The 22148-nt window shown below is 39.1% G+C and carries 15 protein-coding genes and 1 riboswitch; of the genes, 3 read left to right on the top strand and 12 right to left on the bottom strand.

What is annotated here, in order from left to right:
* From sdhA to BN1082_RS10595, 4 genes are all read right to left on the bottom strand, one after another.
* Positions 1–1764 (bottom strand): succinate dehydrogenase flavoprotein subunit, encoded by a 1764-nt coding sequence (gene sdhA / locus BN1082_RS10580; RefSeq protein ID WP_090634067.1) that lies wholly within the window; start codon positions 1762–1764, stop codon positions 1–3.
* A gap of 24 nt (positions 1765–1788) precedes the next feature.
* A complete protein-coding gene (locus BN1082_RS10585) occupies positions 1789–2403 on the bottom strand; it encodes a succinate dehydrogenase cytochrome b558 subunit (RefSeq protein ID WP_090634069.1) in 615 nt (204 codons plus the stop codon).
* A 174-nt stretch (positions 2404–2577) separates the two neighbouring features.
* The gene (gene aspA, locus BN1082_RS10590) at positions 2578–4032 is read right to left on the bottom strand and encodes an aspartate ammonia-lyase (RefSeq protein WP_090634071.1); all 1455 of its coding nucleotides are present in this window, start codon (positions 4030–4032) and stop codon (positions 2578–2580) included.
* A 102-nt stretch (positions 4033–4134) separates the two neighbouring features.
* Entirely contained in the window at positions 4135–5448 is a 1314-nt protein-coding gene (locus BN1082_RS10595) for an anaerobic C4-dicarboxylate transporter family protein (RefSeq protein WP_090634072.1), read from the bottom strand.
* Between the two features lie 341 nt (positions 5449–5789).
* On the opposite strand from BN1082_RS10595, the gene BN1082_RS10600 reads away from it, so the two are divergent.
* A complete protein-coding gene (locus BN1082_RS10600; protein WP_090634074.1) occupies positions 5790–7061 on the top strand; it encodes an ATP-binding protein in 1272 nt (423 codons plus the stop codon).
* Positions 7062–7066: 5 nt separating this feature from the next.
* A complete protein-coding gene (locus BN1082_RS10605) occupies positions 7067–7984 on the top strand; it encodes a response regulator (RefSeq protein ID WP_090634952.1) in 918 nt (305 codons plus the stop codon).
* Positions 7985–8266: 282 nt separating this feature from the next.
* Here the strand turns inward: BN1082_RS10605 and lacZ are convergent, their stop codons facing one another.
* From lacZ to BN1082_RS10635, 6 genes are all read right to left on the bottom strand, one after another.
* A complete protein-coding gene (lacZ, locus tag BN1082_RS10610) occupies positions 8267–11299 on the bottom strand; it encodes a beta-galactosidase, LacZ type (RefSeq protein WP_425412148.1) in 3033 nt (1010 codons plus the stop codon).
* A gap of 32 nt (positions 11300–11331) precedes the next feature.
* Complete coding sequence (locus tag BN1082_RS10615; protein ID WP_090634076.1) at positions 11332–12156, bottom strand: carbohydrate ABC transporter permease; 825 nt, start codon at positions 12154–12156, stop codon at positions 11332–11334.
* The gene (locus BN1082_RS10620; RefSeq protein ID WP_245640409.1) at positions 12149–13000 is read right to left on the bottom strand and encodes a carbohydrate ABC transporter permease; all 852 of its coding nucleotides are present in this window, start codon (positions 12998–13000) and stop codon (positions 12149–12151) included. The genes BN1082_RS10615 and BN1082_RS10620 overlap by 8 nt, the downstream gene beginning before the upstream one ends.
* Positions 13001–13308: 308 nt before the next feature.
* Positions 13309–14595, bottom strand: coding sequence for an ABC transporter substrate-binding protein (locus tag BN1082_RS10625; protein ID WP_090634077.1), 1287 nt, complete (start codon positions 14593–14595; stop codon positions 13309–13311).
* Between the two features lie 177 nt (positions 14596–14772).
* On the bottom strand, positions 14773–16545 hold the full coding sequence (locus BN1082_RS10630; RefSeq protein WP_090634079.1) for a sensor histidine kinase: 1773 nt from the start codon (positions 16543–16545) through the stop codon (positions 14773–14775).
* Between the two features lie 16 nt (positions 16546–16561).
* Positions 16562–18280, bottom strand: coding sequence for a response regulator transcription factor (locus BN1082_RS10635; protein WP_342666639.1), 1719 nt, complete (start codon positions 18278–18280; stop codon positions 16562–16564).
* A 207-nt stretch (positions 18281–18487) separates the two neighbouring features.
* Positions 18488–18572, top strand: a riboswitch (ZMP/ZTP riboswitch).
* A 47-nt stretch (positions 18573–18619) separates the two neighbouring features.
* Between BN1082_RS10635 and BN1082_RS10640 the strand changes: the two genes are divergently transcribed.
* The gene (locus BN1082_RS10640; RefSeq protein WP_090634081.1) at positions 18620–19453 is read left to right on the top strand and encodes a bifunctional 5,10-methylenetetrahydrofolate dehydrogenase/5,10-methenyltetrahydrofolate cyclohydrolase; all 834 of its coding nucleotides are present in this window, start codon (positions 18620–18622) and stop codon (positions 19451–19453) included.
* Between the two features lie 220 nt (positions 19454–19673).
* Here the strand turns inward: BN1082_RS10640 and BN1082_RS10645 are convergent, their stop codons facing one another.
* Positions 19674–20558, bottom strand: coding sequence for a polysaccharide deacetylase family protein (locus BN1082_RS10645; protein ID WP_245640387.1), 885 nt, complete (start codon positions 20556–20558; stop codon positions 19674–19676).
* Positions 20559–20683: 125 nt separating this feature from the next.
* On the bottom strand, positions 20684–22093 hold the full coding sequence (locus BN1082_RS10650; protein ID WP_090634083.1) for a hypothetical protein: 1410 nt from the start codon (positions 22091–22093) through the stop codon (positions 20684–20686).
* Positions 22094–22148: the final 55 nt, after the last annotated feature.

Below are 22148 nucleotides of genomic sequence, written 5' to 3' on the forward strand. Positions count from 1 at the left end.
TCATTTGGCTCCTTTCTTCGCTTTTGTGTAATCCCGTTTACGAGGAGTAATTAAAGAAACATCTACTTCCTCATAGTAAAGCTCCGGCAACTTGGTAGTTGGATTATACCTTGCCATTGTGGTTTTAAGCCATTCTTCGTCATTCCGGTCAGGAAACTCCGGCTTGTAATGCGCCCCCCGACTTTCATTACGTTGATAGGCACCAAGGGTAATGACATGGGCAAGATTGATCATACCTTCTAGTTGGCGAACAAAGGAAGCACTAGAGTTACTCCATTTAGCTGTATCTTCCATATTGATATTTTTATAGCGTTCTGAAAACTCTTGAAGCTTCTCATAGGTTTGTTTCAATTTCTTATTTTCGCGGACAACCGTCACGTTTGCCGTCATTAATTCGCCCAGTTCCTTATGAAGTAAGTAGGCATTTTCCGTTCCGTTCATCGTAAGTACCGATTCATATCGACCAATATCTTCTTTCACTTGTTTTTCAAAAATTGAAGACCGAACCGCGTCACTCGATATTTCTTGTCCATGAATATATTCCAATGCTTTTGGACCGGCAACCATCCCTCCGTAAACAGCAGACAATAATGAGTTGGCTCCAAGCCTGTTGGCACCGTGCTGCGAGTAATCACATTCGCCAGCAGCAAATAATCCTTTAATATTCGTTTGCTGACCAAAATCAACCCATAAACCACCCATTGAATAGTGAACCCCAGGGAATATTTTCATTGGAATCTTTCTTGGGTCTTCGCCCACAAACTTTTCATATATTTCCATAATCCCGCCGAGCTTAATATCTAATTGTTTTGGATCAATATGGGTTAGGTCAAGATAGACTTTATTTTCTCCATCAATACCAAGCTTTTGATTGATGCATACATCAAAGATCTCTCGTGTTGCAATATCTCTTGGGACAAGGTTGCCGTATGCAGGATACTTTTCTTCTAAAAAGTACCAAGGTTTCCCGTCTTTATAGGTCCACACTCTGCCACCCTCGCCGCGAGCTGATTCACTCATAAGTCGATTTTTATCATCGCCAGGAATAGCCGTTGGATGAATTTGAATAAACTCGCCATTCGCAAAAATAGCTCCCTGTTGATAAAGCCGCGATGCTGCATAGCCGGTATTAATCGTGGAGTTAGTTGATTTCCCAAAAATCACTCCCAACCCACCTGTTGCAATAATCACTGCATCAGCAGGAAAAGATTGAATTTCCATTGATCGAAGATTTTGCGCCGTAATCCCGCGGCATACTCCCTTCTGATCAATCACCGCTGAAACAAACTCCCAGCCCTCATGCTTTGTTATTAATCCTTTCACTTCATAACTGCGAACCTGTTCATCGAGTGCGTACAAAAGCTGCTGTCCGGTTGTTGCTCCGGCAAAAGCTGTACGATGGTACTGCGTGCCACCGAAACGGCGAAAATCAAGCAGACCTTCAGGTGTGCGGCTAAACATAACCCCCATCCGGTCAAACATATGAATGATTTTTGGAGCCGCCTCACACATCGCTTTGACCGGCGGCTGGTTCGCAAGGAAGTCTCCCCCGTAAACTGTATCATCAAAATGCTCCCAGGTAGAGTCATTCTCTCCCTTTGTATTGACCGCCCCATTGATGCCGCCTTGAGCGCAGACGGAATGGGAGCGTTTCACTGGAACAACAGAGAATAATTCAACATTTGTTCCTGCTTCTGCGATTTTAATTGCAGCCATCAAGCCGGCTAAACCGCCTCCTACGATTACAATGTTACCCTTGCTCATTTGTTTGTCCTCCCTATCTAGCTCTTAAGCAAATGCCAAGATGGCCCTGATTCCGACGAAGGCTAATATGAAAAACAATCCAATTGCTATATACTCTGTCACCTTCTGTGATTTTGGTGAAGCTGTAATTCCCCATGTAATAAGGAATGTCCAAATTCCGTTAACAAAATGGTAAACACAAGAGAGAATACCAATGATATAAAGCGTTAGTCCGATGCTATTGTGGACAATCCCTGCAATTAAATTATAATTTGCTTCGACACCATTAAACTCCACTTGGACTTTTGTTTCCCACACATGCCAAATGATAAAAGCAAAGGCCAACAAACCAGTAATCCGCTGGAAGAAGAACTTCCAATTGCGAGGATAGCGATACGAGCCAACATTGTTTTTTGCCTGGCGAGCAATGAACAGCCCATAAATTCCGTGGAATAATAACGGAATAAAGATGACAAACATTTCAAGAAAGTATTTAAACGGCAAATTCACCATAAAATTAGCGGCCTTATTATACGATTCGACTCCCCATACGGCCGAATAGTTCACGCACAGATGAACTGTCATAAATACCCCAACCGGAATGATTCCCGATAGCGAGTGCAGTTTACGGTAAAAGTGCTGATTATTTCCAAGCCCCATTTGGTTTAAACCTCCTTCGATGCTAATAGAATGTGGAACATGGTTCCTTCAGATAAACCTTATCAGGAGTGGCTGATCTGCAAATCAAATTTCTTCAACTAAATCTACTTAACGTCAACTCTATTAAAAAACAGGCAGGCATCAAGCCCGATAGCTAGGTGCCTGTTTGTTCTTCTATACTAAAGCTAATTCTTGTTCACGATGCTTTTTCTCGATTAATTCCTTACCAGCAATACCTGGTTTCGTCATTTCGAACGGATGCAAAATGATATCTAATTCTTCAGCCGTTAAAACACCTCTTTCAAGGACAATCTCTCTGACCGGTCTTTTTGACATAATAGCTTCTTTTGCAATCGATGCGGCAGTTTCATAACCAACGTGTGGATTGATGGCGGTTATGATACCGACACTATTATTCACGTAATCTTCCATTCTTTCTTTGTTAGCGGTAATGCCGCTTAAGCAATGCGTACGGAATACTGTAAACACATTGGTCATAATTTTGATCGATTGCAATAGGTTAAATGCGATGACAGGTTCCATAACGTTAAGCTCGAATTGGCCTGCTTCAGATGCCATACTAATGGTCAAATCATTTCCTACCACTTGGAAAGCACTTTGGTTTAAGACTTCCGCCATTACCGGATTTACTTTACCAGGCATGATTGATGAACCTGGTTGGCGTGGAGGAAGGTTAATTTCTCCTAAGCCGTCGCGTGGACCAGATGTCATCATCCGCAAATCATTAGCCACCTTAGACATGTTTAACATACAAACTTTAAGAGCGGCTGATACTTCTATATAAGCGTCGGTATTTTGGGTTCCATCTACAAGATCTTCCGTTCCTGTTATTGGTAATCCAGATATTTCAGCCAGATGCTTCACACAAATTTCAATATATTCAGGATCAGCATTCAAGCCGGTTCCAACAGCTGTTGCCCCCATATTAACAGCATATAAATTCTCCCGAGTTGCTTTGATTCGTTTTATATCCCTTCTTAACACCCTTGCGTATGCTTCGAATTCCTGGCTTAGTAGAATAGGAACAGCATCTTGCAAGTGAGTCCGTCCCATTTTTATAATTCCATCAAACTCATTCGCCTTTTTCATAAATTCTAAATGCAACTCTTCCATTACCTTGATTAAGTTTTCTAATGTCATCAGCGTAGACAAATGGATAGCCGTAGGAAAGGAATCATTCGTGGATTGCGCCATGTTAACATGGGAATTCGGGCTGATGACCTTGTAATTTCCTTTTTGCTCACCGATCATCTCGAGGGCACGGTTTGCTATGACTTCATTAGTATTCATATTAATCGAAGTTCCTGCTCCCCCTTGAATCGGATCCACGATAAATTGATCATGCAGCTCTCCTTGGATTACTTCATCGGCTGCTGCCATGATGACCTTGGCTATTTTTTGATCCAATTGGCCGATTTCCCCATTGGCAAAAGCGGCTGCCTTTTTGACCATTGCCATTGCTTTGATTAAGGACTGGTCAATCCGATATCCTGTAATCGGAAAATTTTCAACGGCACGCATTGTTTGTACACCATAAAGCGCATCGATCGGAACCTGTTTTTCCCCAAGGAAATCTTTTTCAATACGGAAATTCTCTGAATAACTCATTCTTGTCATCTCCAATTTTATTTTTAAAAAAGGCTGATCCTAAGAAGTGGTACCCGAAGCAGCCATGTGACTGCCTCGAACACCTTTCAATAACCTTTTCCGTTACAAAATAATTGTGCTTAGCAAAATACCAATTGCGACGGCACCAACTGTGGCGATTAACCCTGGCAACATAAAGCTGTGGTTCAATAGATATTTACCAATTCCCGTTGTACCTGTACGGTCAAAGTTGATCGCAGCGACAACAGTTGGATAGTTTGGAATGAAGAAATATCCATTTACTGCAGGGAACATCGCAATCAATAAAGCTGGGCTAATTCCTAGTGCGATACCAAGCGGCATTAAGGTACGAACCGTTGCGGCCTGGCTGTAAAGCAAGATAGAAAGAGCAAATAAGGCAACAGCAAATAGCCAAGGTGCTGCTGTTACTAATTCAGAAATAGAACCAGAAATTAATTTCATATTTCCTTGGAAGAAAGTGTCCCCCATCCAAGCAATACCAAAGATTGCTACAACTGCAGTGGCACCTGATTTAAAGACATTGCCATTGACAATATCGTCCACTTTAGGTTTGCAGAAGATGATAATTAAAGCAGCTATCATTAACATGACAATTTCGATGGCGACCGGCATTGTCATTCTTGTAAAGGTGCCGTTAATGACCCAGCCTGGGCGTAATTTTTCAAAAGAACCTAGTGCAACTACGAGAACAGCAGACACCAAGAACAGTATGACTGAAAGCTTTGAACCTGTTGTTGCGACGAATTCCTTTTTATCCTTTTTAATAGGTGCTAATCCGGCTTCCAAGCGTTTCAAATACTCTGGGTCTTCATTAAGCTCTTTACCCATTTTGCTTGATACAAATGCTGCAATCATACAAGCAATAAAAGTAGAAGGAATACAGATCATTAAAATATCCAGCAGGTTGATCTTAAAATTAGTTAATAATGCCAATAAAGCCACCGTTGCCGCTGAGATCGGACTAGCTGTAATCGCCTGCTGTGAGGCAATAACCGCAATTGACATAGGTCTCTCAGGTCTTACACCTGACTCACGTGATACTTCCGCAATAACTGGTAATACGGAATAGGCAACGTGACCAGTTCCAGCACAAAACGTAAATAAGTACGTAACAATTGGTGCAATAAATGTAATCCGCTTAGGATTTTTCCGTAACGCCTTTTCAGCGAGGTAAACGAGATAATCCATCCCGCCAGCGGCTTGTAAGGCTCCTGCAGCTGTTACAACCGCCAAAATCATCAACATAACGTCGATTGGTGCGGATGTAGGCTGCAGACCAAAGACGAATACAAGAATGGCCAGTCCTACACCACCCATGACACCAAGTCCAACCCCACCTAATCGTGCTCCAATAAAGATACAGGCAAGAACGATTAAAAATTGAATCCAAAACATGGTGATAACCCCCATAGGTAATTAAATTTTTTAATCCCACTTTTTAAACGCCATATAATCTATGTCTATTCCACCAGCTTTCCTTTTTTATTTGAGAAAACCTTTACATAATATAGTGCAATTACGAATGAAAAATAATAAATGATTATATCTTCGAACAAAAGCCAATCGGTTTGTTCTCATCTGTAGCATAGAGGACAACCTACAAAAAACTACTAAAAACTACCCACTATGTTGAAAACTTAATAAAATTGTCACTTTTTAGAACTGAATATGGTTTGTGAAATGTTTACTATTAAGATGGAAAGTAAAACAGTCCAACTGCATTGGATGTGATTTTTATGCGTGAAAAACTACTTACATACTTATTTATGATGACGGCTGTCCCCATTGCAGGTGAGTTAAAGTTTTATCCACTGGATGGTGGAAATATTAGGGTCAGTCTGGGGACGCCCGTCTTCTTCTTTATTTTATTGTGGTCACGAAAAATACATCCGATTCTAGCAGGAATATTAACGGGAGTTTCGGTGGTTTTCTTTCGGATCTTCTTATATGGAATCCAGAGTGACTCAATCCATTTTGGTGAAGCATTTCATAACAATTTTCCTGTCTTTTTTTATTATTTGAGTTTTGCTTTATTTTTTTATGTTTTTAAAATCAATACTATGTACGAAAGACCGTTCCTTATCGGAGTATATGGTGTTTTGATAGAGGTATTTTCCAGCATGATTGAAATCTCCTTGAGAAACCTCTCTTCACACATGCCAATCACCATTTCTACCTTCCTGGTTATTGGTGGAATTGCCGTAATCCGCAGCTTCTTTGTCCTAGGATTCTTCAATATCCTTATTCTAAGAGAAACAAGATTAGCCGAAGAACAGCAGCGGAACCGAAATGAACAAATCCTGCTATTAATCTCAAATTTATATATTGAAATGCTTCAACTGAAAAAATCGGTGAAGAATGCAGAGGAGTTAACAAGCTCTTGTTACGGACTTTATCGCTCTCTAAAGACCTTAGGTCACCAAGAGGAGGCACAAGCTGCCCTGAAAATTGCGGGAGAAATACACGAAATCAAAAAGGACAATCAGCATATTTATGCCGGTTTATCGAGATTAATGGTCAAAGAAGACTTGACTGACTTTATGAATATTGAGGAAATCATTTCGATTATTATTCGCTCGAACAAAACCTATGGAGAGATGCTTGGCAAATCTATCGATTACCATGTGAATATTTCAGGTGAGCACCCGCATTACCACACGTTTACTCTTTTTTCCATAATTAATAATCTTGTAACTAACGCTGTTGAAGCGATATTGGTAAAAGGATCGATTGAACTTTCGGTTGAAAGAAACGACGACTCTGTTGTATTAAATGTTTGTGATAATGGGTGTGGGATATCAGTGAAAAACAAACCATTTATTTTCGAACCTGGTTTTACCACTAAATTTGATCAAACGGGAGTTGCTTCAAATGGAATCGGCCTATCTTATATTAAAAATATCATTGAAGGAATAGGTGGAGAGATCAAATTGCTTGACTCAGTTATGAAGAAAAAAACTACCTTTAAATTGGTGCTCCCAATTACAGCCTTAACAGAAAGGGGATGATTGCTCTGAAGTTTTTTATCGTTGATGATAGTCCCACCGTCAGGGCGATGCTTTCTAATATCATTGAAGAAGAAGATCTTGGAATCATCGCTGGAGAGGCGGAAGATGGCTCGGAAGTCTATGCCGATGTTCTCACAGAAAATGAAATTGATATCCTTCTAATCGATTTACTTATGCCAAATCGCGATGGAATTGAAACCGTCCGGGAAATTGCTCCCTACTTTCGTGGGAAAATCATCATGGTCTCCCAAGTTGAAACAAAGGATATGATTGGTGAGGCCTACTCGCTTGGAGTCGAACACTATATTACAAAGCCGATTAATCGGCTTGAAGTCGTTAGTATTCTTAAAAAAGTGTGTGACCACTTGTTGATGGAAAAATCGCTTCATGACATTCAACAATCATTAAGCTTCTTACAAACTCATTCACAAAAACAAGAATCCGAGATACATTATCAAAATATCCATCATCCTATTATCACACAAGGGAAAAACATTCTTCTGGAGCTTGGGGTTATTGGCGAATGCGGATTGAAAGATTTACTTGATATTTTGTGGGTTTTATCATGCCTAGAAAAGGAAGGAATTCGTGAAACTCCTCCTTTAAAAGATTTATATCGGAAAGTAATTGAAAAACGAATAGGTCCTAATATTTCAGCGCAAAAGGTACAAAAGGAAATCAAGGCCGGTGAGCAGCGGATAAGACGCGCAATCCATCAAGCCCTCGAGCATATCGCTTCACTCGGATTAACTGATTACACAAACCCAACATTTGAAAATTACTCATCTAGATTTTTTGATTACTCCCAAGTAAGAATGAAAATGCTCGAGTTAGAAGGCAAAATTCACAATGATACCACTCATTCACGAATTAACATCAAAAAATTCATCCAGGCTTTATTTTTGGAAGCAAAAGGAATGTAAGAGGGTGTCCCAAAATGTGTCAGGCACCACTATATGTACAAAGTTCATGATAATTTTTCCGCTATGTTGATTGGAGCGGAAGGCGCTCGACTCCTGCGGGAGTACGGGGCAGGGGAGACCCCGCAGGCGCAATAGCGCCGAGGAGGCTCCCCGTACCGCCCGCGGAAAGCGAGCGCCTGGAGCGGAAATCAACAGACAAATTTAACAGACCATTAATAAAAAAGGGGATGCCCCTAAAAGTTATACTTTTGGGACATCCTCTTTTTTCCATTATCCATTCCGTTAAACTCTATTAATCATAAATTCAAATTCCATTTCTTGGTCTGCATGAATAAGGTGTTCATCATAAACAGGTGCTCCCCAGCTGTCATCTCCACCAACGCCCATCTGTCTGCCCGCAACAGTAACTACGGTATAATGAACATTCGGTAATTCATAACGGTGTTGGGCATGCTCGAGCTCAAATGCCGTATAAGGCGAAATCGTGCACTCTATGGGATTGGTAGCAGAGGAAATGCTAATTCCCTGTCCTTCAAGATTTGTGATCCTTACTCGGCGTACTCCGGTTCGATTGCCTGATTCCTGCGGCATAACATAGCCGGACACATTGTCAGATACTTGGTTATTAAAAATACCAAGTCTTGCACCTTTACAACGGTCAGAGTAATTTTCTTCCGGCCCCATGGCATACCATTCCAGCTGGTCATAATCTGCAAGGACCTTAAAGGAAACTGCAAATATCGGTATTTGTGGGAGATTCGCTGCACCACGATATTTTGAATGAACAAGGATACTTCCATTAGGATATACTTTATAACCAACGCTCACCTCTACCTCATTACTAAATGAAAATCTGTAGGTAAAGATAATGTTAGGAATTCCTTTTTCCTCCTTCACATCAATTCCAACACATTTACGCGCCAAGCTGGCTGCATACCAAAGACCAGAATGGAAACTTTGCGAAAAGCCTCTGTCATTGTCAGTAGTTGCTCTCCAGAACAATGGTGCTGGAGGAAACGAAATCATCTCTCTTCCCGCGTAATTAATTGAGATTAAACTTCCTGCCTGCTTTGAAAACATGACAGTGAAATCCTGACCATGAACCCCGATATTCACATCTCCTTGAACAATCCTTAGGTCTCCGATCATAAATCTTAAATCGGCTTTAATCCCAACTTCGAAAACAACCTGTCCGAAGGCAATCTCAAAACCGGCTTCAGCCCATAGCTTGTGCTCCTTCAAATGAAATGAAGTATGAATGCAATACTCACCGGCAGCGTTTAGAATGCCAGCAGGCCACTCAAATTCAACCCTTCCCTCACTTTGTGGTCCAACAGCTGTCTGAAGTTTTTTTCGATACAATTCCTTCCCTTCATGGAACAGAATATATTGGAGCTCATAATCTGACGTATTAGAGAAAAGACTTTCATTCTTAATCATGACACCATTCCGATTGGGCAGCAGCTTAAAGTTCTGATATAAATATTTTACTTCCTGCATCTTTGGTGACAGTTCCCGATTAGCGTAGACAATGCCATTTGTACAGAAACCGTAATCATTTGGTCTATCATCAAAATCGCCTCCGAATGCCAAGAACTCTTTTCCATAACGGTCCTTTTTGATAATGGACTGATCAATATAATCCCAGATAAAGCCACCTTGGTACATTGGATATTTATTTTCTAACTCGGTATATTTGTACATGCCACCAAGTGAATTGCCCATCGCGTGCATATACTCACAGCTTATAAACGGCTTCTCAGGGTTTTCCGCTAAATATTTTTCAATATCAGCAGGTTTAGCATACATACGGCTTTCCATATCGCTCGTATCATTATATTCACGGTTATGGAATACACCTTCATAATGGACGAGTCGGCTCGAGTCAACACTCTTGAAATATTTAGAGACGTTTAGAATGACTTCACCTGCATAAGATTCGTTACCACAAGACCAAATCAAAATCGATGGATGATTTTTATCCCGTTCAAACATTGAAATGGCCCTGTCCAAGACAATGTTCTGCCATTCCAGCTTATTTCCTGGAATGTTCCAGGACGGCTCAACAACGCCCATTTTTTGCCATGACCCGTGCGTTTCTAGATTCATTTCATCAATTACATAAATGCCATACTCGTCACATAACTCATACCAGTAGCTCTGATTCGGATAATGGGACGTACGGACGGCATTAATGTTATTCTTCTTCAGTGTTTTAATATCCCAGAGCATGTCTTCCTTCGTGATTGCGCGACCTCTTCGGCAATTAAATTCATGACGATTCACACCCTTGAATACAATGCGCTTACCATTAAGTCGCATAATCTTATCCACGAGCTCGAATCTTCGGAAGCCCACTTTTTGTGGAACCACCTCTATCAATTGCCCAAACTCGTTATAAACCTGAATAAATAATTTATACAAATAGGGATTTTCTGCGCTCCACATCTTTGGTCCATCTACCGCAATCGAAAAGCTACCTTTTCCATCGTCAAACAAGCCATTCCCTAAAGCTACCAAGCAACCCTTAGCATCGTACAACTCACCTACTACCTTTACAGGACGGGTAGATTGAAACTTCAGGCCCACAGTTAGTTTCCCTTTTGTAAAAGACGCATCTAACTCCGTGCGAACAAAGACATCATGGACATGAATCTCTGGAACTGTATAAAGGTATACATCCCGAAAAATACCTGAAAAGCGCCAGAAGTCTTGGTCCTCCAACCAGCTTCCCGTACTCCACTGGAATACCTCAACCGCTAACCTATTCTCTCCACTTTTTAAAAAAGGTGTCAGCTCAAATTCGGCAGGAGTGAAAGAATCTTCACTGTATCCGACAAATTCCCCGTTTAACCACACATAAAAGGCAGATTCCACACCTTGAAAAGAAATATAGACCGGTTTATTATCCATCATATCCGGCAGATTAAAAAACTTCACATAGCTTCCAACCGGATTATGATCCATCGGAATTTCTGGCGGACGAATCTCGTTATGACCGTCCCACGGGTACATTGTATTGACATATTGCGGTTTTCCGTAGCCCTGTAGCTGCATATGTCCAGGTACGATAATATTGCCCCAGCTTGAGCAATCAAAGTCAGGCTGGAAAAATTGAACCGGTCGATTAACTGGATTATTGGAATAGTTAAATTTCCAACTTCCGTTTAACTCATATCTCATGTTCATGGGTACACTGCTTTTAGCCTCTTCCATCGTCTCGTAGTAGTGGTGGTCTGAATAGGCAGGAAGACGATTAACGGCAAACACATTTACATCTGATAGCCAGTTTATACTTGGAATTTTTGTCACTATGTTTCAAACCTCCTTTCTACTTTTTCAAATCGTTATTTCACTGATCCCATCATACCTGCAACGAAATGCTTTTGCATAATAAAGAAGATTAACGCTACCGGCAAGGTCGCAATTACGATCGCGGTCATAATGACTCCAAAATCGGGGGCGTAACTGGATCCAAGGTTAGAGATCAGTAGCGGGATCGTTTGCTTTTCAGGTGACTGCAATATAACGAGCGGCCATAAATAACTATTCCAGCTCGACATAAACGTAATGATGGCCGCTGCCGCATAGGAAGTTTTCATCGTCGGGATATAAATTCTCAAAAATATACCTAGCTCTGTTAATCCATCGATTCGCCCCGCTTCAATAATATCTTTTGGAAACATCTTTGTGCTTTGTCGAAAGAAGAAGATGAGGAAAGCGGTTGTTACTGTCGGTAGGACAACAGCTGTAAGGGTATCCATTCCAATCATCGGGACTGATTGTGAAATGATGCCAAACATTCGAAATAAAGGAACCATTAAAGCAGCAAACGGAATCATCATCGAAAGAAGAAGGACGTTAAAAACGAAATCCTTTGCTTTGCTTTTATAAATTTCAAATCCATAGCCGGCCAATGATGCAATGAGCATTCCGAGCACCGTTGTCGTAATCGAAATTCTAGCTGAATTCATTAATGCTGTTCCTAGGTCTGCTGTGTCTAGTAAATGATGAAAGTTTTGCATAAAGTGACTTCCTGGCAGTAACCTGCCCTGTGTGACATCAACTGACTTATTCGTTGAGCTTACAATCATCCACAAAAATGGAAATACCGAGATAATCGAAGCAATGATAAGGACTGCATAGCTGAATATGCGCTTAAGGTTATCCATTTTTATCACCCGCTACCTTGAACTGAATAATAGAGAAAAAGACAATCAAAATCACAATGGCATAGGAGACTGTCGCTGCATAGCCAAAATCAGGCGTATATTTAAATGAAAGATTGTAGATGTACTGGGATATCGTCATGGTCGCATTACCAGGTCCACCCTTCGTTATATTCATAACTTCGTCAAACAACTGTAGCGTACCGATGGTTGAAGTGATGGTAGTAAACAAGATAATTGGTTTCATCATTGGGATCGTAATCCTGAAAAATTGCTGAATGGATGATGCCCCATCAATTCTTGCCGCTTCATAAATAGATTCATCAATGTTTTGCAGACCTGATAAAAAGAAGATCATGTTATATCCTGTCCAACGCCAAGTAATGGCTATAATAATCGTAATTTTGGCCCAAAAAGGATCAGTCAGCCATTGAATCGGCTCCGAAATATGCACAAGTTTTATGAGTAAAATGTTAATAATGCCATCTTGACTAAACAAGTATTTAAAAATAACGGAATAGGCAACAAGAGAAGTTACGCACGGTAAAAAGATTGCCGTACGAAAGAAGCCCTTAAGCTTCACTGTTTTATTATTCAATAAAACAGAAAGAAACAATGCAAGAATAATCATGATTGGTACTTGAATAATAAGATAAATCACTGTATTTTTTACGGTAGTGAGGAACACTGGATCCTGCACTAAACGAACGTAATTATCAAGACCAACAAATTGTAGATTAACTCCAGTACCTGAATGAAACGACAGAATGAGGGATTGAATCATCGGATAGAAATAAAATAAGCAAATCATCAGGGTAGCAATTGAAATAAAAGCCCATCCAATCACTGCGTTTTTAGCACGGAGGCTACGGCTGGATTTGGATGTTTGAAAGCTCTGTTTCGGCTTACCTGTTTGAAGACCATGGTTGGCTTTTGCGGGTATCACATCAATCAACTCCTTATATGAAACGTTCAAGCGCCCGCTTAGCGCTGGAACTACAAGTAAATTTTTTTTATCTTATAAAAAAGCCTCAGAAAATCTCGCCTGACACAGAATGTCTCCGTAAAATTGAGAAGGAGATGCAGGCGAATTTCCGAGGCTTGGTTTTTAATCCTTTTATCTAAAATTAAGTTGTGGTTTATTCGTTTTGTCTATTATTTAATTTGCTGTTCTGCCTGTTTTTGAGCATCTTCTAGAACCTTATCAAGATCTTTACCTTTTAGGTAGTCCTGCATGGAAACAGTTAGAATATCCTCAATCGCGTAAGTGTGTAAGCCGTAATTTACTTGAGGGATTTGATCTGTCCAACTTGCAAAATCAGCAATCACTTTCTGACCTCCGAAGAAATCATCGCTAACTCGATAGGCGTCGCCTTTTGAAGCTGGCTTATAAGTACCAAGAGCGCCCATTTTTTTCGCCAAAGTTTGATAAAAATCAACATTCGAACCGAAAGTTTTTGCTAAGAATTCTGCTGCCTTTTCTTTGCCTGGAACATTCAGAACATACCAAGAGCTTCCTCCTAAGTTGGTGGCGTTACCGGAGCTTGCTACACCTGAAAGCTTAGGAAGAGGAGCAACTGCCCACTTTCCGGATTGGGATGCCTCAGCTTTAATAGAACCGGTGATCCAGTTACCTGTAGGAACAGTTGCAACTGCTCCGCTGTTAAAGCCTGCAACAAACTGGCTCCAGTCAGATACAGGTTTTACAATATCCGCATCTACAATAGCTTTATATGTTTTAAATGCTTCCTTCAATGCTGCGTTGCCTGCCAAGTCAGGTGTAACTCCATCACTCTTTGAATACCAAGAACCACTGGACTGAATCATCATACGAATAATGCCAAGGTCTTTTGGATCAAGTGTTAGCATCGCTTTACCTGTTGTGGCTTTTACTTTTTTACCTATTTCAATATATTTGTTCCAATCAATATTTTTTAAATCATCAATTGTATAGCCAGCTTGTTTAAAATAATCAGTTCTTACATATAGTCCAGCGACACCAGTATCAAATGGGATTCCATAGTGCTTACCGTTTAAGCTAGTAGGAGCTAGTTTATATTGAGCAAAATCATCCGCATTAAAGGCTTTGCTTAAATCATAGAACGCATCTGGATAGGCCTTAATGAAACTTTGAGCACGATAATCTTCAATTAAGACAATATTCGGTAACCCTTTAGTGGTACCAGAGCTTAAGCTTGTGTTTAGCTTTTGAACAATGTCAGCTTGAGCGTTTTCAATGATCTTAATATTAAGCTTTGGATCTATAGACTTATAAGCGTCTTTTGCAAGATTCATTGCTTTAATGTTAAAGTTAGGATCCCATGCCATGACGGTTATATCATTCGTATCCTTTGTGCTGCCAGAAGTTTTTTCTTTTGATCCAGAAGAACAGGCAGACAATAACAATATACTTGCTAAAAACAGTGCCAGTACCTTTTTCATTGGTATTCCCCCCAATAATATATGGATAAAGTAAGCGTTGTCTCATTACAAACATTATGTTAGCACCATTCTTAGGAGAACAGTTATGACGATATTTTTGTGAATTGGTAATATTTTTATCAAATGAATGCGTTTTCATTTTTTCGATTGTACTATTTTTGGATTCTATGACTTTATTTATTTTGTTTGAATGGGCAACGTGATTCGCACCTTTGTCCCTTTTCCAGGATCGCTCGAAATCGTTACACCATAGGATTCGCCGAAGATAAGCTGAATCCGGTCATGGACATTTCGTACGCCAATTCCTGAAAAAAGCTGCTGGTTTCGTTTCGTTTTTGGAAGGTTGCTGTCAGATGTAACTTCCATTCCGTCGCCATTATCCACCACTTCACAAATCAAATTTTCTCCCTCTCGCCACACTAGGACATTGATCGACCCCTCGGGCTTATGGTTAAAACCATGAAAAAATGCGTTTTCCATAAAGGGCTGCAAAATTAGTTTAGGTACAGGATACTCCATACAATCCGGAGCAACGAAATAATTTACTTTAATTCGATTACCATAACGTTTTTGATTAATAAACACATAGTTTTTCAAATTTTCTATTTCTATCTTAACTGGGATGGTTTCACTAACATTTCCAATCGTGTTCTGCAGCAAAGAAATTAACGCATTAATCATCGCCTCTGTCTCTTTTTTTCCATCCTGCTGCACCATAAATTTTATGGAAGCCAGGGTATTGTATAAGAAATGTGGGTTAATTTGCTGCTGCAGAGCGGCCAGTTCTGCATTACGTTTTTGCTTTTGCGATATGATCAGCTGCTCTACATACTCATGGAGTTCATCGAGCATGGAATTAAAGGCATTGCCGATTTGCCTAGTTTCATAAGTACCTGTGACCGAAACATAGCGATTGAATTCGTGTTTTGGGACATTACTAATTTGCTTAACCAAACTCGATAACGAATTTGTTAACCGCCTTGATGCCAGAAGGACAATAATAAGTGCCACAAAGACGATACCCATAGAAATGAGGAGGATTTCCTTCTTATCGACTAAATCTCCAAATACCGTTTGTTTGTCGATAATATTAAATAAGTACATATCAAAAGATGGAAGATAGTCCATCAAAATAATTTGTTCCTTGCCCATAAAGTTTCCGACTATGTATTGTTGAGAATGGTCGTCTAGTTTAGCAGCATATTTCATAAGATCTTTAGATTTTTCTCCGATAAGCTTAGTCTGATTGCTTGAAACAATAACCCCGGATTTGTTGACGAGAAAAACATTATTTCCAGAACTTGTGTAGTTAGTGTAAAACTTTCTAAATTTACTTTCTTGAATTGCAAAAAACATCGAACCATAAACGGTTCCGGAAATACGATCCATTAAGGCCTTGGAAGCGACAATAAATCGCTCTCCCCCCTTTTCCGGAGTTTGATTTGGTCTATAATCGTATTGATACATCAACCGCTTTGGTTCTTTAAGGGTATTGGTGGTTAAGACACTTTTCTTCAGTTCTTGATCGGAAATCGGCCAGTAATTACGCCCCGTCCCGAAGCTGGTCCCATTTCTTCCGTTTAGGATGATTTCTACATCAAACGAGTCAAAATTTGATTTGATCCGTTCTATTTGTTTTTCCATATAAAAATAAGAGTTCATTTGTTGGGCATTGGTTTGTGGCTCGGTAAGAATCGACCTAATATTGCCGCTTTCCAAGATATTGTTTGCCGCAACCACAATATTATAGTTAAACGACTCAAAGCTGTCTTTTACCTGATTCATCACTTTAGCGTTCAAGATACTAAATTTTCTAAAGAAAAATTGCTCCGACATTCGAATTGTCGTCCACGTAATCGTGACTGAAACTATGATAATAGTCATGACAGTTATAAGAGACATCGTAATAAATAATCCGTTATGTTGGAATCGTTCAGGTATGAATCTCATATTTTTTCATCTCTTATCATAAGTATTGTGTTCGTTTATATTGGCTAGGGGATACCCTCTTGATTTTCTTAAATACCTTACAAAAGTAACTGTGGTCAGAATAACCGACCATACCGCTGATTTCAGAGATGGTTGCTGTTCCCATAATTAGTAGTCTAGATGCTTCTTCGACTCGGATTTTGTTCAAGTATTCAATAAACCTTTCGTTATTATGTGCTGAAAAGTAGCTTGATAGATAAGAGGGATTAAAATGAAAATGCTTTGCTACTGATTTTAACGTAAGCGGCTCGGCATAATGGGCCTTGATGTATTCCATCAGCTTCTTCATATTGGCATTTTCCGGCTGATTTTCCATTGAGAATATGCAGTTCTTCACTTCCTCGATAAAACAGTCTAATAGTTGGACAACCTCTTTAAATGTAAGCGCTTTATCAATGGACTTAAAATAAGAGTACTTGGATTTTTCCAGTACCTTCACATCATATTCCATATTAGTGAGAAAGATAGTGATATTAAAAATTATGTTTCCGAAAAAAGCTTTATATTCAAACACATCCGTTGTATAACAACCAGATAATTTCGTGACATGGTCCTTTAAATAGCGAAAAGCTGCATCAAAGTGCTTCTGCTTAAAATCTCCTGTAAACCGATCAAGGTTAAAGTTTTCACACTTAGGCAGCGGCTTTGGCAAGACTTTTTCCATTAAAAGAGGCAGCTCTGGAAAATAAAATCGATAATTTAATAGTTTTAAAAGACTACACTTGTAGATGTTCCCAATTTGTGAAAAATCGGCGAACGCCTCACTCATAGCGAAACCAACATCTTGAATAGTTTCTGCTAATTTATGGGCAAATTTAAAGACATCGTCCCTATCACCCTTGCGGTAATTGAGGATGAATACAATTAAATTTTGTTCAACGTTAAAGGAATAGTGAACAACCTGGCTAATGTTTAATTGGAGTTCACTTACAATTTTTCCGGTTATGTATTTTGGAAATTCAACCATATCATTAGTAGGATGATTCTTTACGTCGACACCCAATAAACTGTAATAACTATTTGGAAAAGTCTCGGATATTGACTTTGTATCAAAATTCACCTCATACCCCGAAATCAATTTATTGATGATTTGCCCAATTGAAAGATTGACATCTAGTTGATTTTTCACAGGCTGGAACGATGGAATTCTCCTTGCCGCTGACTTCAATGCCATTAACAGCTCACCTGCATCGAGCTTAGGCTTTAAAATATAATCAATAACACCATTTTGAAAGGTTGAGCGGACATAGTCGAAATCTCCAAAACTACTTAGGATGATGATTTCAATTTTAGGATATCTTTCCTTCACGATTCTCGTTAATTCTTCCCCGTCCATGATCGGCATCACGATATCAGTAATAATAAGATGCGGATTTGTTATTTCAATTAACTCCAACGCTTCCTGACCGTTCGAGGCTTCTCCAACGATAGAAAACCCTTCTTTCTCCCAATTAATATAATGTTTAATGCCTTGTCTGATTAATATCTCATCGTCTACAATCAGTACTCTACATAGTTCCCCAGTCGCCAACTCAATCCCTCCTGATGACGGCATAATCAATATTTTAAATTCCCTATAATTTGATTGTGCTAGCATTTTGTCTTTATATTTCTGAATTATAGTAGTATTGTCTGCTACCAACAATGCACGTCCAATACCATCTTCTAAGGGAAAAGTAACTTTCCCTATTTTCATCTTAACCTTTCTAATTGGAGGATACAACGAGGTTGAAATGAAATCAATCCTTATTATCAGAAAATTCATACTAAAAAAACAACAGACAGATACATAGTACTCCTTATTCGTATTAGGAAAGAAAGGCTTAGCCATCCCGAGCTTATAGTTAGATAAGAATATTGAACATTTATATTAGGTGTGATATGCTCAAAACAAATAACGAATTACTAATGCAGTAACTGACGACATTTGTGGAAATGACCACTTGGAAGCTGCATTTTTATATTGTCGGGTCGTCTGGGCAGAGATAGGGGTATATTTCCCTATCTCTTTTATTATTTTTAAGGAGGAACTTTCATGAACAAGATTATTTTAGACGGGAAACTTGTTGCGAAAAACATCACAGAAACCTTAAAAGAACGAGTTAGTATTTTAAAAACAAAAGGAATCACTCCTTGCCTGGCAACTATTTTAGTAGGTGATGACCCATCTTCTGAGACGTATGTGAAAATGAAGGGAAATGCTTGTGAAAGAATTGGAATTAAATCATTACGTATTCATCTTCCAAAAGAAACAGAAACAGCTGATCTCTTAAAAACGATTGAGGAATTAAATCAAGATGAAACCGTTCACGGTATTCTTCTTCAACATCCAGTACCTTCTCATATTGATGAGCGAAAAGCGTTTGAATCGATCGATATTCGAAAGGATGTAGACGGAGTAACCAGTACAGGATATGGTCAAACCGCTTTTGGTTTTGGCAAATACCCTTCATGCACACCAGCAGCGATCATGGAAATCATAAAATTTTATCACCTTCCAATTGACGGTAAACATGCTGTCGTTGTAGGACGGAGCCCGATTCTTGGGAAACCTGTATCAGCATTACTTTTAAATGAGAATGCAACGGTTACTACTTGTCATTCCCACACGGCGAATTTGCCTGAAATCGTAAAACAAGCTGATATTCTCGTTGCAGCTGTAGGAAAACCTAATTTTATACAAGGTGATTGGATTAAAAAGGGTGCTGTTGTCTTAGATGCTGGATATAACAAAGGAAATATCGGTGATGTAGATTACGAAGCGTGCTATGAAAATGCAAGTGCCATTACCCCTGTTCCTGGTGGTGTAGGTCCTGTGACAATCTCTATGTTATTAAAACATACTGTAGATGCAGCAGAACTTGTATAAAATCAGTATAAGTTTATTCATTGCATAACTAAAAAGAGGATACGCCATGGCATATCCCCACGCCCCAAGATGAATATTATTATTCACCTTGGGGTTTTCTATTAAAATAATCAGGCGCATATAAATTAATTAAAAGGATTCTTGAGGAATTGAAATCTTTATTTATCGAACTTGAAGGGCGTGCATGTTTAAGAAGATTAATGGTTTTTTAATATATCAATTAATGATATGGTCTTATATTTAATAACTGAGGGACCGTGACAAAATTATACCCTTCTTGACGTAATGTCTGGATGACATATGGCAATGCTTGAATCGTATCAAGTAGACTTTCTCCCCTGCCACCCGCACAATGCTGTAAGATGATCGAACCTGGTCCAGCATGCGCTAATATATTTGCTGCAACTTGTGGTCCAGTAAGTCCATCCCAGTCTAAGCTATCAACGTTCCAAAAGATAATCTTATCTCTAAGAGACATAATTTCACGAATAACATCTAAGTTTAGTGCCCCGTAAGGAGGTCGAAAAAGTACAGGCCTCATTCCAGTTAAGCGATTGACTTCGTTCGCTGTTCCTTCAATCTGACCCCGTACTTCATTCAATGGAATTTTAGTAAAGTTAGGATGACTCCATGAATGATTTCCTACCACATGACCTTCTCTTATTATTCTTGTAAGCACTTGAGGATTTTGTTGAATGCGCTGCCCAACACACATAAATGTTCCTTTTATATTGTAACGATTTAAAACATCAAGAACTTGCGGAGTCCAAACATTATCTGGTCCATCATCAAATGTTAGCGAGACTAACCTTCGATTTGTCGGTCCGTGCAAAATCACTTCATTCGGGAACATGGAAGACCAATCAACATGTTGAGTATGTGGAGGTCTTTCTGCAAGTCGTTCCGGCCCATGTTGAAGAGGGGCCAGTTGCCTTATGAAATCCTGCTCCTTTCCCAAAGATATTTGACTGGGATTACTTATAACACTACGAAACGGATCCGGATAGAAGAAAGTTTGATTATCAATCCCCATAGATGGTTCATAAAGATAAAATGGTTTTTGTTGCAAATAAGAGTGTGTATAAAACTGGTTAGGCTTAAACATGTTTATCACCCACATAAAATTTAGTCTTTCATAGTATATGGGGAATCACCCAACATGTTATATATTAATCACTTTTTTGTGCTTTTAGCATCTCAAAAGTTCACCAAAGAAATAATCGATCGTTCTCATCCTATTCCTTGATTGCTTTTTAGTTGATTGTGGACTTTTTGATATGCGGCTGCTTCTTTTACCATTCCTTTAAGCTGATACATTTTACTGATTTTCAGTACAGGAGCAGGATCATGGGATTGAAGTTCCATTTCCCAAGAAAAGCAATCAATCGCTTTATCAAATTGTTGAAACTCTGCATAATAATCACCCAATTCCATCATTCCATCAGGATCCTCTAATAATTCCATCATGCGATTCACTTTTCTTATCACTTCTGAACGAGGGAGTAATTTTTGTATTGGTAAAAGTTTTTCTTGAACTATTTTGAGATCATTCTCTTTAAAGAGGATCACAGCAAGTTGAAAGGCCTTTTGTTCAAACTCTTTATACTGGCCCTCACGGACTAGCTGTTGAAACATAAAGGTGAACTTATCCAGATGTGAGCCAACAAAATCGGCACTTAATTCCTCCCATAATTTAGTCAGAATTGCATCGTAGAACGTCGGCAGGTCATGGATATAACTTAATAAACATAAAGCTGCCGTTTCAGCATTACCTTCTTTAATCATTTTTTCAATAGTGGACCTGGCCTCAGGTAACTCTCGAAACGGATTGATATTGACCTCTCCTAAAATAAAGATCCAGTCTTTCATCGTGACAAACTGTTGAGCAATACCCGTATACGTTTCAATCGATTCCTTCTTAGGAAGTTCCAGCCAGAGCAATAATAGCTCCAATAAACGATCATGTTTCTTTAAGATATCTTCTAAAAATAAACGCATATCTGGATTTGAACGATTCTGAAAGCAATGTAATTCGACAAATAGAGGATCCTTTTTCAGAATGGAAGGCAGACTCGGGGTATTATATAAATCGTGGTACGAACTGAACTCTTGTGAATTTAAACGCTCTTTTGCTGATTTTAGTGAAGGCGCAAAATCGTGTAAAATTTGAATAACCTGAAAGGATTTTATAAAATTTCCGTTTCTTTTGTAGTGAAAATAGATCTTGTCGATTATTTTTACCAGCTCATCCTTTTCAAAAAAGGAGTCAAGAGTTGTAGTAATATGGGCTATTTCATGTAGAGAATGATGGTTTTGGAGTTGAGAGAAGAGTTTATTTTTATTTGGAATAGAAACGGACTGATGGGAGATTAATGACTTTAATAGTGGATGTGGAGCTTTAATCACAATTCCTTCATGAAAGGCTTTATTGATAAATGATCCCTCTTCCACCTTATCGAGTTTATCACCATAAACAAGGGAATTTTTATAATAAATAAAATAATATCTTTCGTTATCTGCTGTTATGACATCAACAACCTGGGTTCTTGCATACAGTGCTGCTCGGTTAACATTTCCTTTTACCACAGTCTTTTTATCTTTTATAGATATTTCAGTCGGCATGATAAGTTCTTTATACATAGCAACATTGCCCCCTATCATAATATATACTTTGAAAAACTTCTTCTGCTGTTCG

This window comes from Neobacillus massiliamazoniensis, from assembly GCF_001048695.1.
Classification (GTDB): Bacteria; Bacillota; Bacilli; order Bacillales; family Cytobacillaceae; genus Neobacillus; species Neobacillus massiliamazoniensis.

Bases quoted from the DNA above. Each gene is read 5' to 3' on its own strand.
- sdhA (WP_090634067.1), bottom strand. From the start codon at position 1,764: ATGAGCAAGGGTAACATTGTAATCGTAGGAGGCGGTTTAGCCGGCTTG.
- BN1082_RS10585 (WP_090634069.1), bottom strand. From the start codon at position 2,403: ATGGGGCTTGGAAATAATCAGCACTTTTACCGTAAACTGCACTCGCTA.
- aspA (WP_090634071.1), bottom strand. From the start codon at position 4,032: ATGAGTTATTCAGAGAATTTCCGTATTGAAAAAGATTTCCTTGGGGAA.
- BN1082_RS10595 (WP_090634072.1), bottom strand. From the start codon at position 5,448: ATGTTTTGGATTCAATTTTTAATCGTTCTTGCCTGTATCTTTATTGGA.
- BN1082_RS10600 (WP_090634074.1), top strand. From the start codon at position 5,790: ATGCGTGAAAAACTACTTACATACTTATTTATGATGACGGCTGTCCCC.
- BN1082_RS10615 (WP_090634076.1), bottom strand. From the start codon at position 12,156: ATGGATAACCTTAAGCGCATATTCAGCTATGCAGTCCTTATCATTGCT.
- BN1082_RS10625 (WP_090634077.1), bottom strand. From the start codon at position 14,595: ATGAAAAAGGTACTGGCACTGTTTTTAGCAAGTATATTGTTATTGTCT.
- BN1082_RS10630 (WP_090634079.1), bottom strand. From the start codon at position 16,545: ATGAGATTCATACCTGAACGATTCCAACATAACGGATTATTTATTACG.
- BN1082_RS10635 (WP_342666639.1), bottom strand. From the start codon at position 18,280: ATGAAAATAGGGAAAGTTACTTTTCCCTTAGAAGATGGTATTGGACGT.
- BN1082_RS10640 (WP_090634081.1), top strand. From the start codon at position 18,620: ATGAACAAGATTATTTTAGACGGGAAACTTGTTGCGAAAAACATCACA.
- BN1082_RS10645 (WP_245640387.1), bottom strand. From the start codon at position 20,558: ATGTTTAAGCCTAACCAGTTTTATACACACTCTTATTTGCAACAAAAA.
- BN1082_RS10650 (WP_090634083.1), bottom strand. From the start codon at position 22,093: ATGTATAAAGAACTTATCATGCCGACTGAAATATCTATAAAAGATAAA.